17 protein-coding genes and 2 other RNA genes are annotated in these 13,719 nt (G+C 67.1%); 11 read left to right on the plus strand and 8 right to left on the minus strand.

Features of this window, described 5'->3' with window-relative positions:
• Positions 1-81: 81 nt before the first annotated feature.
• From Actob_RS39520 to Actob_RS39555, 8 genes are all read right to left on the minus strand, one after another.
• Positions 82-537, minus strand: a complete 456-nt coding sequence (locus tag Actob_RS39520; protein ID WP_284917086.1) for a hypothetical protein — start codon at positions 535-537, stop codon at positions 82-84.
• A 35-nt stretch (positions 538-572) separates the two neighbouring features.
• Entirely contained in the window at positions 573-1,604 is a 1,032-nt protein-coding gene (locus Actob_RS39525) for a hypothetical protein (protein ID WP_284917087.1), read from the minus strand.
• A 65-nt stretch (positions 1,605-1,669) separates the two neighbouring features.
• A complete protein-coding gene (locus Actob_RS39530; RefSeq protein WP_284917088.1) occupies positions 1,670-2,182 on the minus strand; it encodes a hypothetical protein in 513 nt (170 codons plus the stop codon).
• A complete protein-coding gene (locus Actob_RS39535) occupies positions 2,179-3,246 on the minus strand; it encodes a VG15 protein (protein ID WP_284917089.1) in 1,068 nt (355 codons plus the stop codon). The genes Actob_RS39530 and Actob_RS39535 overlap by 4 nt, the downstream gene beginning before the upstream one ends.
• The gene (locus tag Actob_RS39540) at positions 3,243-4,658 is read right to left on the minus strand and encodes a phage portal protein (RefSeq protein ID WP_284917090.1); all 1,416 of its coding nucleotides are present in this window, start codon (positions 4,656-4,658) and stop codon (positions 3,243-3,245) included. Before Actob_RS39540 ends, Actob_RS39535 begins: the two co-directional genes overlap by 4 nt.
• 16 nt (positions 4,659-4,674) lie before the next feature.
• Complete coding sequence (locus tag Actob_RS39545; protein ID WP_284917091.1) at positions 4,675-6,129, minus strand: terminase; 1,455 nt, start codon at positions 6,127-6,129, stop codon at positions 4,675-4,677.
• Positions 6,130-6,461: 332 nt separating this feature from the next.
• Positions 6,462-6,899, minus strand: a complete 438-nt coding sequence (locus tag Actob_RS39550; RefSeq protein ID WP_284917092.1) for a phage terminase small subunit — start codon at positions 6,897-6,899, stop codon at positions 6,462-6,464.
• Between the two features lie 327 nt (positions 6,900-7,226).
• Complete coding sequence (locus Actob_RS39555; RefSeq protein WP_407653495.1) at positions 7,227-7,466, minus strand: hypothetical protein; 240 nt, start codon at positions 7,464-7,466, stop codon at positions 7,227-7,229.
• Positions 7,467-8,552: 1,086 nt separating this feature from the next.
• Here Actob_RS39555 and Actob_RS39560 point away from each other — a divergent pair.
• The 11 genes from Actob_RS39560 (at position 8,553) to Actob_RS39615 (ending at position 13,715) form a co-directional block, all read left to right on the plus strand.
• A complete protein-coding gene (locus tag Actob_RS39560; protein WP_284917093.1) occupies positions 8,553-8,729 on the plus strand; it encodes a hypothetical protein in 177 nt (58 codons plus the stop codon).
• Positions 8,730-9,802: 1,073 nt separating this feature from the next.
• Positions 9,803-10,582: a hypothetical protein gene (locus tag Actob_RS39565; protein ID WP_284917094.1), complete on the plus strand. Its 780-nt coding sequence runs from the start codon at positions 9,803-9,805 to the stop codon at positions 10,580-10,582.
• A gap of 108 nt (positions 10,583-10,690) precedes the next feature.
• Entirely contained in the window at positions 10,691-11,008 is a 318-nt protein-coding gene (locus Actob_RS39570) for a hypothetical protein (protein ID WP_284917095.1), read from the plus strand.
• Positions 11,005-11,346, plus strand: coding sequence for a hypothetical protein (locus Actob_RS39575; RefSeq protein ID WP_284917096.1), 342 nt, complete (start codon positions 11,005-11,007; stop codon positions 11,344-11,346). The genes Actob_RS39570 and Actob_RS39575 overlap by 4 nt, the downstream gene beginning before the upstream one ends.
• A gap of 82 nt (positions 11,347-11,428) precedes the next feature.
• Entirely contained in the window at positions 11,429-11,752 is a 324-nt protein-coding gene (locus tag Actob_RS39580; RefSeq protein WP_284917097.1) for a hypothetical protein, read from the plus strand.
• 3 nt (positions 11,753-11,755) lie between these two features.
• Positions 11,756-11,816, plus strand: an RNA gene (locus tag Actob_RS39585) — hammerhead ribozyme type II.
• A 12-nt stretch (positions 11,817-11,828) separates the two neighbouring features.
• Positions 11,829-12,422, plus strand: a complete 594-nt coding sequence (locus tag Actob_RS39590) for a hypothetical protein (protein ID WP_284917098.1) — start codon at positions 11,829-11,831, stop codon at positions 12,420-12,422.
• A 128-nt stretch (positions 12,423-12,550) separates the two neighbouring features.
• On the plus strand, positions 12,551-12,868 hold the full coding sequence (locus Actob_RS39600) for a hypothetical protein (protein ID WP_284917099.1): 318 nt from the start codon (positions 12,551-12,553) through the stop codon (positions 12,866-12,868).
• Between the two features lie 72 nt (positions 12,869-12,940).
• Entirely contained in the window at positions 12,941-13,288 is a 348-nt protein-coding gene (locus tag Actob_RS39605; RefSeq protein WP_284917100.1) for a hypothetical protein, read from the plus strand.
• A 2-nt stretch (positions 13,289-13,290) separates the two neighbouring features.
• Positions 13,291-13,608, plus strand: coding sequence for a hypothetical protein (locus tag Actob_RS39610; protein WP_284917101.1), 318 nt, complete (start codon positions 13,291-13,293; stop codon positions 13,606-13,608).
• A gap of 27 nt (positions 13,609-13,635) precedes the next feature.
• Positions 13,636-13,715: hammerhead ribozyme type II (locus tag Actob_RS39615), an RNA gene on the plus strand.
• The last annotated feature ends 4 nt before the right edge of the window (positions 13,716-13,719 follow it).

A 13,719-nucleotide genomic window follows, 5' to 3' on the forward strand; every position in this document is an offset into this window, starting at 1 on the left:
GCCGGGGCGATGGCCCGGCCGCACCAGGCCCGAGCGTCGATATCCGTGCGACGCGGGCCACCCAGATGTCATCGCCGTGCGCTACCACGGGTGGACCTCGTCCGCGAACAGTGGGAACGGTTTGCCGGTGTCGACCGGCACGTACCCGGCACCGGGCCGGCGTTGCGGGCCCCACGCCGTGATCGGTGCCGAGACCAGCCCGGCCGCCTTGCCGGCGAGGCCCTTGAGCAGCTTCTGTTCCTCGGCGGTGAAGAACACGGTGCCGGCGTCGGTGCCGGCTGCGTCGTTCCAGGACAGGGTTTCGTCGCCGGCCCTGGATTGGGTGTAGCCGTCGGGGTTGCGCAGGTAGCGGACCGCGGCCTTGAGCACCAGCGTGCGCACCAGCCGCGGAGCCGCCTCGGGTTCCCAGTCCCGGCCGTAGCCGCGGGCCAGGTCCGAGGCGTCCTCCAGCGCGCCGGCCGCAATCCGCAGCTCGTCCGCGTCAAGGGCCCAATCGAGACGGTCCAACAGGTCGGTCAGGGTCGCGTACGCCTGCACGCCTCACCTCCCTGTGATCTCGTGTGCAGCGGCTCCTACTTCTTGGGTGCCGGCGGCCACGGCGCGGCGTCGGAGATCCCGGTCATGGTGGCCAGCTCGCCTGCGGCCGGCGGGTACACCGACGCGCCGTCGAGCGACAGCTTGATGCCGCGGACGAAGTGTTCCTTGGTCGAGACGACCTCGGACTGCTTCGCCTCGTCCCAGCCGACCAGCACGTCCGTGACCGACCGGAACCCGGCGTAGGTGTTCACCACGGAGCGGTCGTGCATGTAGGTCGGGTCGTAGTCGCGCACCCAACGCAGCGCGATGTCCTCGAACGAGGTCGTGGCGCCGTACGGGACCGACTGCGGCACGGACGGCGCCGCGGACAGGAAGATGAACCCGGACGAGGAGAACGCGAACGCGGCGTCGCCCGGGATCTCCAGGGCCTTGATGACGGTGAACCCGTACCGGCTGCCGATCGTCGCGGTCCGCAGCGCGCTCTGGGCCTCGCTGTCGCCCACGTTCTGCGCCAGGTTCAGCTTGTCGTCACCGAGAAGCGCCGCGTGGTAGTCCGAGCCGACCAGCATGTACCGGCCCTCCGCCGGAGCGTGGAAGGCATCCAGGACCCGCTGCGCCTCGATGAACGCGCCGCGCAGGTTGCTGGCCGCCTTGCCGATCGTGACGTTGTACTGCGCCGAGGTCAGCGTCCGCACCGCGCGCCGGCCGAGGCCGCGGGCGACGGCCTTGACCTGTGGGCGCAGTAGCTTGCCCCAGCCGTTGAGGTCGAAGTCGTTCTGTTCGTCGGTGACCTTCACGGCGCTGTAGACGTTCCCGCCGAACGCGACCGGGACTTTGCGTTCCTTGTACTCGTCAAACACGATCGGCTTCGACCGGTCGTTGCGCCACTCGTAGTCGTGGAACGGCAGAACGCCCTCCACGGGAACGCTGATCGTGTCGTTCTCGGCGCCCTTGAACTGGTCGACGCCCTGCTTCTGGAACAGGTTCGGGATGACCAGTTCCTGCTCCAGCATGCCGACCGCGGTAGCGACCAGCTTCTCAGGCTTGACGATCTGGTGTTCTGCCAACGTGTGCCCTCCGGGCATAGAAAAGGCCCCCGCGCATCGCAGGGGCCGAACAGGTCAGGGGATCCTCAGCGCCGGCCGCCGTAGCGGCGCGCGAGGGTGCGCGGATCGGTTTCGGTGTCGCCGTCGTCGGCCGGGTCCAGGCCGCCGCGCAGGACGACCGGCTCGGCCGGGGCCGCGTACTTCTGAAGTGCCTTCGCGTCGGCCTCCAGCTCGGCGACGCTCGCGCCGCGCAGCCGTTCAGCGAGGTCGTCAGGAAGGCCGTACTTTCGGGCGACGCGTTCGCGGGCGACCTGCTGTTCCAGCTCGGCGTTGCGGGTCTTGATGTCGGCCACGGCCTGCTCGTACTCTTCGGCTGTCTTCGCCCCGTCCAGGCGGGCTTCGGCCTCGCGCAGCCGAGTGCGGTAGTTGGCCGCTTCGGCATTGGCCTTGGTGAGCCGCTTGCGGGCCCACTCGGGCAGCTCGTCTACCTGGCCGCCGCCGTCATCGGAACTCGGGTTCTCCGTGGTCGGGGTGTCGGTGTCCGCGTTGGTCGGATCCTGCGGCTGCTCGGTGGTGTCGTCGGTGACCGGTGCGGTCATGGTGCTTGCGCCTCCTGGGCAGTGCGGGCAGGCAGCGCCTCCCGGGCGTCGGCCTGCTGTTGACGGATGAAGCGCCGCCACGCGCGAAGGGCGGCCTTGCCGGACAGCCCCTTGGTGACCTTCGGCCACAGCTCCTGGTATTCGCGGTTCAGCGCGTACAGGCGGGAGCTGGCGTACTGGCCGCGGTCGAAGACGGGCTCGGCGTAGCAGTGACAGTTGTCGTGGTACCGATCGCCGTCCGCATACTCGGCGGAGCGCTGTGACCGGTAGACCGGACCGCGGGAGATCAACATGGCGCACCAGCCACACGGCGTACCCGTCCGCGACAGCCGGATGTAGCCGATCGCCCGCCGGTCGCGTTCAGCAGCCGACCACATCGTGCTGCGTGCGCCGTTCATCACGAGACGTTCCGCGGTGGCGGCCTGCCTCGTGCCGGCCCGTCGGTGCGCGTCGTCGCGCAGGTCGTCGACCAGCTCGGCGGGCTGGCTGGTGTCGATGTCGGCGAGCTTACGATCGAGGTTGCGCGGCCCCAGCTCCTCCAGGGCGATGCGCGCTTCCTTCTCGGCCGCCTGCTCCAACCGCTCCAGGTCGCGGTCCAGGGCGTCGAGCTGCTCGACCAGAATCCGATCGTCGTCATCATCGCCGGCCCGGCCGCCATCCAGCGCCGGCACATCCGCGGCCGTCCGCGGTGCGGCATCGTCCGCCGCCGGGGCGGGCGCCGCAGGTGCCGGGCCGGTGAGAGCAGCGAACTCGTTGCGCAGCATGCCGAGCGTGACGTACGGCGGGTCCGGACGCCGCGGGTCAGCGACCGTCGTACCGGTGCGCAGCGCCCGGACCAGGCGGTAGTAGGCCATGGCCAGGTCCCGGCCGCGGGCGCGGCGGGTCATCACCAGGTGAATGGCCCGGCGCAGCCATGCCGCGCTCAGCGCGGCGGTGCGGGTAGGCGGTACGCCGGCCCACAGCGTCAACGCGTCGCCGATGGTGGCCACGCCGAGCTGCGTCAACGCGAGGTGGAAGGCGGTCGACGCCTGGTCGGCCTCCGCCGCGCGGACCGGGCTCGTCACGCGGCCACCGGCTCCGCGGCCGGCTCGGGCGTGGCTCGGCGGATGGACTGGGCAAGCTGGAGTTCCGCGTCGTCGTCCTCGCGGATCTGCTCCCACTCCCTGATCTCCGTCGCGGTCACCCCGGGCACCCTCGACCACAGGCCGCGCTTCGGAATGCTCAGCGACTCGGCGAGCTTGCCCAATCCGTCAGCGGACTGCGCGAGCGACCGCATTTCCATGTCGCGCCACAGCACTTCGCCCGCGTAGTCCTCGGCCGCGGCCGTGTCGCCAGCCAGCTCCGCAGCGACCCTGAACACCCTTTCCCACGCCTCACCGAACATCGCCCGGAACTCTGCGATCTTGCGGCTGAGGGCGGTCTCCGCGGCCAGCAGCGCCTCCGCACTGAGGTTGGCGATCTGCCCGAGCAGGTGGTGCGGAGGGGTCTGGCTGATCGCGGACAGGTGCCGGATGCTCATGTCAATGCTGTCGATGAACCCGCCCAGCGGTGTCTCCGCGAGGGAGTCGAACTTGACGTCCGGATCCTCCGCGAACAAGAACCTCTTCGCGTTGACGTTGACCGGCAACGGGATCGGCTGCCCGTTGTCGTCCAGGATCGGTTCACCGTCCGCGTCGCGCTTGATCGGCGGGGCCATACCCGTCGCCGTCCGAACTTTGAACGACGCGTAGGTCTGCGCAACCAACAAGTCAAAAATCGTCTGATTGATGCGGTTCTGCAAGGCGATCATCGGCTCGATCACACCGACCGTGCGGCCCTCCAGATCCACCGCAGCGCAAAACCGGGTGACCGGACACTCGGAACAGCCATGCCGGCGAACCCGGCTCACGCGGACACTGGCGGCGTCGGTGAAGCTCTTGAACGTCACGCGGTACTCGCTGGCGGCGTCCCACATCCGCGCTACACCCGGCAGATCACCGGTCGGCCGACGGGTCACCGTCAGCGCCGCGTACGGCACGAGGTCGTTCGCCGGGTCCTCGTACACCGCCGAAGTGCGCATCGCGGACAGCCCCTTGGTACGCACCTTCCCCTTGACTTTCTCGGTCAGGGCGAAGCTGTGCCCGAACGTGAGGGCCCCGCGGTGAATGGCGGCCTGGCGTGCGTCCAACCTGGACTGCTGCCAGTGCCGCCACTCCGGAAGCTGCGCCGCCGGCTGCGTATCCACAGTCCGGCCGCGACGGAACGAATCGACGTACAGGGCTTGCGCCGGCGTACCGACCAGCAGAGGCATCCAGTTCGAGATCGCCCGCTTCGCGAGCAGCCGGTACTCGTCGTCGGCGAAGGCCGGCATATACGGGTCATCGTGCTTGCCCTGCACGTAGTTGTCGATGCGCTCCAGCCGAGGCGTGTCCCGATCGAGGGTCGCCAGGAGCTGGCGGGCCAGAGCGCGCGGGGCGCCGTCCACCAGGTCAGTCACATTTACACACCCCCGGTTAGAGGAAGTAGCCGCGACCGGTGCGCGCCCGGGTCTTCTTGCCGCGGGTGCGCAGGTCGTACAAGGCTTCGTGAGCGAGCATCAGCGCGGCATAGAGATCGACCTTGCGCGGCGATTCACGCCCACCGGCCTTACCGAAGGAGATGCCGTAGTTGTTGACCCGCCGGTGCGCGTTGAGCACATGCCGGCGCAAGGCCAGGTCCCCGTCATGGCCGAGCTTGCCATCGAAGATCGAGCGCATCAGCCGCTCGTGCGCCCGGGTGACCCGCTGCAAGCTCTGCCGCATGTCCCAGGCGATGGCGTTGCGGCCCTCGGCCTTGACGGTCAGGCCCTCGCCGTAGGTGGCGGCCCAGTCCTCGATGAAGGACTCCCACAAGGCGACATCGGCGTAGAAGCCCTGCACGTTGAACACGCGGAACGCGTCGTGCACCGCGGAATCCACCGCGGAACGATCGACTTCCCAGCCGTCGCCAGCCGGGCCGTCCGGTCGTTCCCACAGGCCGAGCACGAACGCAACGCGATCCGACGTTCTGATTGCGACGATTCCGGTTGAATCATCTGATTTCCCGCCATCGAAGCCCATGACGATCTCGTCGCCCGGCTTCAGAGTGGCGCCCTCGACGTACAGCGGCACCCAGTTCTCTGGGCCGAACAAGGCGTCTTCATCGGCCACGATTTGGTTGAGCCACATCCGCCGCGACCGGGCCGGCGACAGCGTGATGTCGAGAACCGATTGGATGATCGTGTCGACGCGCAGCCAGACCGCGTCCCCGCGGATCTTCGGGATGACGATGCGCAGCGCCTCGGGCGTCAGCGGTGTCTTCGGGTGCGCCTCCACGCTGTCGTAGAGGAAGCCGACGTCGAGCGCGCGGCCTTCGCGGATCTTGTCGAATGCCTCGCGCATCCGCTCGCCGACACTGTCTTCGCCGGGCAGGTAGGCGTTGGTGATCGCCAGGTAGCGCGAGTCCTTCTTGGTGGCGTTGCCGTCGATCGTCTCGTACATCTGGTGGCCGTTGTTGCCACGGATCCAGTGGTGCGTCTCGTTGAGCACGACGAACGTGCTTCGGCCACCTTCCAGGGCTCGGTACGAGCTGGTGACCGCCTCCAGGCGCTGCCGGCCGCCGTTCGCACGGATCAGCTCCGCGCCGGCCTTGATCCCGTACGTCGCGATGAAGTGCTTGCTCATCAGCGACGGGAACAAGGTCATGGTGTTGCGGGTCTGCTCCCGGCTCACGGCGGCGACCTGCACCCACGCCTGCGGATGCGGCGCCCCGACCGGGTCACCGGTCTTCGGATCGAAGTGGATGAAGCGGCTGGGGCCGACCAGCTCGATCAGGCACATCACCGCGACGAGGGGATCCTTGCCCCAGCCCTTGAGGCGCTGGAGCACGCCCTTGCGGTAGATGAACCGGCCGCGGTGACCGACGGCGTACCACCACAAGATGAACCGCAACTGTTCCTTGGTGAATCGCCACGGCTTGCCGTCCTCGCCGAGCAGGTATTCCGCGCACCAGCCGGCGATCTGCCAGCCGAGCGTGAAGACGGGCAGCCGCCAGGAGCCGTCGTCGTTGCGTTCCCAGGTCGGCCCGAGGTAGGTCGGTTCGAGGGCTTCGATCTCGGCGGCCTCGATGCGCGATCACCTCCCCCGCTTCGGTGGCCATCCCTTCCGCGGAGCAGGCCGGTCCGCCGGGCGTGGGCGCAGCGAGCGCACCCAATCGATCAGGGCGTGATCGGCGTAGCTCATCGAGCAATGGCCCATACGGCAGGCGCGGCACCAGTGCCGCTTCACTGCGCCACGCCCAGTTCGCGGCGGTAGTCCTCGATCGCCACCACCGACGCCGGGGTGGAGTCGTCATCCGGCTCGTGCAGCTCGATGCGCACCCGGCGCCGGTCGCCCTCGGTAACCAGCAGCCGTTCCAGCGCCGAGTAGATCGTCTGGAGCATCTGGCCGCTGCGCTTCATAGACTTCTTGTAGTGCGACAGGTCGTCGCACACGCTCATCGCAAACGCCCAATCGGAGTTCTGGTAGAAGTCCGCCTGGCCGGACGAGCGCAGCGACTCGTAGAGCCGAGCGGCGATTGGATGCCAGCCCGGGTCGGGCTCGGGCACGGTCACCGGCCGCAGCTCGCCCTTGGTAACCGGTTGCACCTGACTGCCGCCACGTTCCCGCGGCCGGGCAAGGTCCGCTTCCCGGTTCGGGATGGGTCCAGGCACGTCGATCACCTCGCATACCACAGGTCGAGCGGCATCGCGGGTTATCCACAGACGGTGGATATCCACAGGCCGGCAGGTGTTGGGTCGCGCTCACGGCGCAGTAGCGGGCACGCTGCCAGGGTCGGCGAAGGACACTCCCTCACGGCGCCGGCCGCGGCCTTGGGCAGGTGGGGCGCGGCGAGCAGCAGATCCGCCGACGGCTCCGGGGCGGCCCGCGTAACAGCAGGCCGCCCCCGGGTTTGAGGAAGAGGCCGGAACCACCACACGGGGGAATGGCGGTCCCGGCCTCGACAGCGTAGAAGATCAACAGCGCAGATGGATCGCCTGTCCGGACGGCTAGAACAGGCCGCCGGTCAGGAAGTGCAGCACCAGCCAGGCCAGGCCGGCGAGCAGCGCGAACCGCCGTAGCCGCACCCAGCCGGTCACCCGCGGACGCTTGCCCGGCTCGCCGATCGCGAACCAGCGCCACACGTGCTCCGACAGCGTGTCGCCCGGAGCCTTGCGCGCCAGGGCGACGCCTTCAACGAGGGCGAAGAGCGCGAGCCAGCCAATCCATAGCCAGGCCCAGATGTCCACGGCACCTCCCGGTGAGAGCGGTCGAAGGTGGCCCCCGCCCCAGGGCTGTATGCCGGCTGAGGCGGGGGCCACGCAGAGGGGGCTCTCAAACAAGGCCGGGGTGGGCCTCGGAGCGCCGATACCTGCGGTCATGCCGGCGCCGTTGGGCAGCTCGGGCCGCAGCTCCCTCTCGTGAGGATTTGCGCTGGTGATGCCACCCGCAGAGCGAGGCCAGGTTGGCGTCTCGGTGGTCGTCACCAGCGACGATGTGATCCACGTCTGTGGCCGGCTCCGCGCACCGAAGACGGTTGACGTCTTTCGCGGTGCAGCGATATCCATCGCGACGCAGGATCCGCGTACGGATTGCCGGCCAGTCCGGGGGGAGCCGGTCACGTCGATCTGATCCTTCCCAGCTCGACATCCGGCTCCCCCTTTGCGGTGCGGAGTATTGGCCCCGACGACGTGTGCGCGGACGCGTGCCGACCCAGGGCCGAGACTTGGGGAGATCGTGAAGGCTCCACTGCAATACAGCGTGGCTGCCTTATCGGTTCGCCGGTTGACTTGATTACCGGCCCCGGAGGGGCCCTTACCGGCGTTGCCGTTTCAACCTCACACTATTAATACGCAGCGGCGAAGGAGAAACTTCGACGATCTTGCGAGTGAGCCACACCACACGCCCTGCGGGCGGTTGTTTGCGACGGCGGAAGGGCAGCCAACGGGATCGCCAGCAAGGCAGGCGACACAGTATTACTGCGCTGCCGGGAAGCGGCGACCGGTAACAGCTTTGCCGGCGATGCAGCTAACAGGCCCCTCCGGGGCCTCGATGTCAAAGGTTTAGCGGCGACGCTTCATCATGGCCCCTCCGGGGCCTTATGGCTTGCCGTAAACAGCTTCACAGTATTAATACGCTCCCGGCGTCCCGGAAGTTCGGCAAGTTCGAGAGTTGCCTAGATCACAACACGATCCGCTACGGGGGATCGCCGGCTTGACCAGGCTTCGACATCATGCCAGCGGTGACGGCGATCACGTCCGCCGAAGAAGCTTCTCCACGCCAGCGAATTACTAGAAGAGAGGTTTTCCGCAGGCCCGTGGAGGTGGTCACGCCCAATGACGATGACAGCGACCGTGATCGACGACCAGGAGCGCGAGCGCCGGCTGCGCGAAGCGCTGTGCCTCTGGTGCTCTGTGCCGCTCCCCGCCGATGCCTCCTACCAGCGGGAGTTCTGCGGCGCTACCTGCCGGCAGCGCAACCACCGCGCCCTAAAGCGCGCCGGGCTGCGATAAACGGTCACGCGGACCGCCGAATATCCTCATTCATCCGCCGCCGGAATGGCGTCACAACGGCCCTGGAACCTTGGCATTCTGCGAGCTGCTAAGACGTACCGGTCTTCGCGTTTCTTAGTAAGAGGTATTACCCCCTCCCCACCCTTCCGCCGACGCGATTTCAGTGGGTACAAAACTGCCCCTGAGCAGCGCAAACACGCGCCGCAGCAACGCTGTAGAGCGGCCCGAAAAGGAGCCCCTGAGGACAGCTCAGAGCGACCCATCAACCCGCGCAGCGACGCATTTAGAGCCATTGACCAGCGCATTTGACAATGAGTTGGTGCATGGCCTAGCTTTTGACGCGTCACCGCAACCGAGCAACACAGCGGAGACAAGCGACAAACCCGAATACGGGGGTTGCGAGAACCAAAGCGAATAGGCTAGGTTCAATCGCAGAACGGAACGCAGCGCCAGACAGTGAACACCTAAGCCATACCGGGTGCGAACGGGGCGGACGGCAACTGACCGGCTGTCAGGCAAGCGTTACGGACAACGCGAACTCGCATCCCACGAACACGGGAATGCAACACAGCACCACTGCATGACAGCAACAGGGCAACCCAGCGTGGCCCAGAGGCTGGGAACGGAACGGAAAGCGGTTGGGTTCTTAGCGGAACCTGTCCGGCGACATGTTCATTGTGAATTCCATATTGGGCTAGCGGTTGATACTCCGCGCTGCCGATACAGGCACCACCTTTCGGGGTGGGTCCTGGAAATCGCGAGGCAGGGCGAGCGAACCGGACGCGACTGCCGCCCCCTGTAGCGGGGGGCCGGGGCTCCGAGGAACGCGCCGCTACCGGCACGATTGTCAACACCTGTGGACTATCCACGGGGGTAGACGCCGCGCCGTTCAAAGACGACCCGCGACCCACTACCCACCTGCATCACGGGATGAGTGGCACAGCGTCATGGCTGATCGCGGGTGCTTGTCACGACACGATGTGTAAATGTAGTCAATGCCCCATTGCCCCTGAGGTGCGGTCCGCGAATTGGACAACCTCAGAGGCAGGGCCTCATGTGTAAATGGAGTCAAGATGGACGATGGCGACGAGACCCGCGATAGCGCGGGACTGTTGAACGACCTCACGGAGTACAAACCGCTGGTCTACGTCTGGCGCGGTCAGACGTTGCAGGGCTCGATGTGGGTGCCGGCGGATCCGCCCGAGGGCGGGGACTCGATCAGGCTCGGTGCGCTGGACATGCGAGAGCAGAGCAGCGTGTACGACCTGACCGACGATGACGTGCGGTACCTGGAGATCCGCGCGACCGCGTGGGGCGACTACACCGGCTCGACGTACGACCGGAGCAACGCCCGATCCATCCGCCGCGACTTCGGCGACCACGTGATCACGCTCCGGGCCGACTTCGGGTTTGAAGTGCTGCTCGTGCGGATCGGTGTCGACATCCCCGAAGGGTTGTACGACGCAATCGTGGGCCTGCGCGAGTGCTCGCTGTACGACGAGTCCGACCTGTCCGACCTGGAATCCGAGCTGGAATCCGAGGACTGGGCGAACTGGGGTCGCAGCGACTGGACGGGCGAGGTCCGCAAGCTCGCGCAGCAGCTCGACCAGGACGACGACGTGACCGAGCTGCACGACGACGCGTACGCCGATGACCTGTTCTGGGCTGTGTGCGCCGACGGTGAGGCCGGCTACTGGCAGGCGGAAACCGCCGTGTCCGGCTACTGGTCCGACTTCGAGCGGGCCGCCAAGCTGGCCTGGCAGGAGATCGAGCGCCGCCGCATGGCGGCGTTAGAGGAATGGGCGCGCGAACTGTCCGCGCCGATCCCCGGGCAACTCGCCCTCGCAATCTGAAATGCCGAAACCCCTTCGGGGGTCGCGTGGATTGGCATTCCACGCCTGATGACGGCTGCCCTTGGCGCTGACTGATTGCTTAAATCAAATCTCCCGATGGGACGACCTATGCCCGTGGAACCGATTCACCCGAACCCGCACGTCGTTGCCGCGCTGGCGGCGCTGTCGGACGCGCTGGACCACCTAAACATGGCTGGCTACCCATATGCCGTGGGCATCAAGGGGGTCGATGAGCCGTACGGCATGGTGCAGCGTGCCGCCGATCGCACGCTCGTGCACGCATTCCCTGACCTGGACTCCGACGAGATCCAGTACGCACGGGCCGACAGCGGCGAAAGCTACGAGCACGTGGTTCGCGCGCTGCGGCACGAGCGCGCTGGTTGCATGCAGGACGTGTCTACGGCCGAGAACGGGCAGACCCCGTGAGTCGGCAACCCGACGCGCGGAGCGTCGTCACGTACCGATGGCAGCACTGCAAAGGCGGATACGACGTCACCGATCAGTCGTTCTGCGAGGCGAACGCCGACAGGGTCCGCGCGTGGGACGGCGCGCACGGCGATCTCTGCCTTGTGGAGGTCATCCGCACCCCGCGGGGCCGCTGGCGGATCACGTCAACCGAATGCGCGGCCGGCATTCCGATCAGCGGTTACGACCGTCGGTTCCCCTCGCCGCTGGATGCACTGGGTTACGTGCTCAAACGGTCAAGCCGGCGTCCCGTCGAGGCTGTCTGCCGGTGCGGCACTCCCGGCGCCGAATGCGACTAGTGGTTCGCCGAAACCCCTTCGGGGGTCGGGTGGATTGGCATTCCACCCCTGACGATGGCTGCCAAACGCAGGAGGACACCAAATGCCGAAGGTCATTGACGAGAATTCGTACAGCGAGGCGCACCACACGATTTACGGGAGCATCGAGGATGCCGACCCGATCACCGTCGAAAAGCGCCGCTTCCTGCCGTCCCGTTTCTCGGTGACGTACGACTACCGGACGCACGTCAATCCGGTCGGCTGGTCACCGCGCCTGATCGACATCAGCGGCCCGTGGATCGACGAGGACGGCATCGCCACAGGCGACGGATCGGGACGGGTCCTGTTGCCGCCGAGCCAGGCGCCGCAGTGGGCGCGCGACTTCGTCACGGCGAAGGTTCCGAGCCTGCGGCTGGTCGATCAGTGAGAACGCCGAAACCCCTTCGGGGGTCCGCCGGCCTGGCATGCCGGCGCTGATGAGGCTGCCACTTGGGGAGGAAACCTTGAGCAACAACACGGTCGAGCGCGTTCGGGTGCTCGCGGGACACACCAGTCCGGAGACCGCGTACCTGGTGGAGGACTACCCGTACGGGCGGGTGCTGCGTTGCCAGATCCGCTATTGGATCGAGACCGCGAGCAAGGGTGCAAAGAAGGGGATGCAGCGGTTCGTCCGGCAGACCACCAATCCGAAGGTCGCGGGTGAGCCGTGGAACAAGCCGCACGCGGGGCAGTACGCGCCGCTGGTGTTCCTGTACCTCGACGGCGATGACTATGTGCAGCACATCGGCGTGTCGGAGTACGGCATCGATCCGCACGCGGACGCCCGGCTGCGGCTGATGGGCATCTACGAGCAGATGAGTACCGAGCAGCGCGCCCGCTATGACGCCCTGCTTGCGGTGTCGCGCCGGTACGAGGAGCCGTGGCAGCAGTGGGAAGCGACCATCGCGGCGATGGCTGAGCACATCCGCAGCACCGGTGAGGATCCCGTCCTGACTAACGGTCTCTGGGAGTGGCCCGCTGGGCGGGCGTACGTCACCGATCACAACCTGCCGGTGTACGTTACCGCCGCTCGACAGCAGCTCACCGCCGAGCAATAGCCCAATTCCCTCGATCACTCCCGTTGAGCCGAAACCGCGTCCGGCTCAACGCGGGCCGGGCTCGGTCCGCCGGATTGGCATTCCGGCGCTGACGATGGCTGCCAATCACCCGTGAAGGCGATGACGCGATGAACTTTGAAGAAGTCACTGATCCGGCCGCGTTCCTGAAGCCCACGTTGCGCGACGCCGCCCGCCGATTCGGCGTGAAGCGCTATTCGGATATGACCAAGGCCGATTTGGTCGAAGCACTGGGACACACCGCCTGGTCGCCGGCTGCTGAGGCGATCCACACCTACCTGAACGAGCACCACCCGAAGAACGGCCAGCCGCCGCAGACCTGCGCCGTGTGCTTCCGCCCGAGGGACAGGCACTCCCTGCCGACCCCGAGCCGCTTCGGTTGGCCCAGCGAGTGGCGTTGGCCGCTGGGCGAGCCCTTCCGCCGCTGACCTGCCGAAACCCCTTCGGGGGTCCGCCGGCCTGGCATGCCGGCGCCGACGAGGCTGCCAATGGAGGAACGAATGGAAGCGGAAGAACTCACCAGGGAGGATCCCGGTCCGGCATTGATTCCGCTGAACACGCATGAGCTGCGCGTCGGCGACATCGTGCACCTGTTCGGCATGCGCGTGCATCTGTCCCGCGAGCCGCACATCGAGAAGCGTCAGCGTGTGGTCTACGCGTGGGATGGCGACGTGCTGAACCCGGAAGAAGCCATCGCGTACGGCATGGTCCCTCGCAGCTTCCTCGGCGACAACCGATGGCACGAGGAACACGGCTGGGTCTGGGAGCAGACCAACCGATGGCTCGTCCAGGGTAACGACCTGGCGATGTGGGCGGTCGAGCGTCCCGCTGAGGCGGAGGCGAGCTGACGATGGCCACCAAGCTGTCACAGCGGCTCTCCGACGGCACGACGATCACGGTTCGCCGTTCCCGCACGCTGATCGGTACCCAGTTCGTCGAGGTCCACTCGGTGCGCGGCGTGGCCAAACACGCGCTGTTGTGGATGGACGGCGGCATGTACGTGCTGTACGGCAAGGGCGACATGATGCGGATCCGTCACCCGGACTACAGCTTCGCCCCGACCGAGGCCGAGGCCGGGCGCAAGGCTCTCGCGTTCTTCGTCGACAGCGCGGAGAGCGTGATCGAGCACGCGAAGAGCGAGGGCATTCCGGTAGCCGACTGCTACTGAACTCGCCTGCACCCCGATCCCCCGTTGAGCCGAAACCGCGTCCGGCTCCATCGGTCGGGCTGCGGTCCGCCGGATTGGCATTCCGGCGCTGACGATGGCTGCCACAAAGGA

It is taken from the genome of Actinoplanes oblitus, from assembly GCF_030252345.1.
GTDB lineage: Bacteria > Actinomycetota > Actinomycetes > Mycobacteriales > Micromonosporaceae > Actinoplanes > Actinoplanes oblitus.

What these genes read in the sequence shown, in the direction of transcription:
- Actob_RS39530 (WP_284917088.1), bottom strand. Translation starts at nt 2,182, where the DNA reads ATGACCGCACCGGTCACCGACGACACCACCGAGCAGCCGCAGGATCCG.
- Actob_RS39560 (WP_284917093.1), top strand. Translation starts at nt 8,553, where the DNA reads ATGACGATGACAGCGACCGTGATCGACGACCAGGAGCGCGAGCGCCGG.
- Actob_RS39565 (WP_284917094.1), top strand. Translation starts at nt 9,803, where the DNA reads ATGGACGATGGCGACGAGACCCGCGATAGCGCGGGACTGTTGAACGAC.
- Actob_RS39570 (WP_284917095.1), top strand. Translation starts at nt 10,691, where the DNA reads ATGCCCGTGGAACCGATTCACCCGAACCCGCACGTCGTTGCCGCGCTG.
- Actob_RS39580 (WP_284917097.1), top strand. Translation starts at nt 11,429, where the DNA reads ATGCCGAAGGTCATTGACGAGAATTCGTACAGCGAGGCGCACCACACG.
- Actob_RS39600 (WP_284917099.1), top strand. Translation starts at nt 12,551, where the DNA reads ATGAACTTTGAAGAAGTCACTGATCCGGCCGCGTTCCTGAAGCCCACG.
- Actob_RS39605 (WP_284917100.1), top strand. Translation starts at nt 12,941, where the DNA reads ATGGAAGCGGAAGAACTCACCAGGGAGGATCCCGGTCCGGCATTGATT.
- Actob_RS39610 (WP_284917101.1), top strand. Translation starts at nt 13,291, where the DNA reads ATGGCCACCAAGCTGTCACAGCGGCTCTCCGACGGCACGACGATCACG.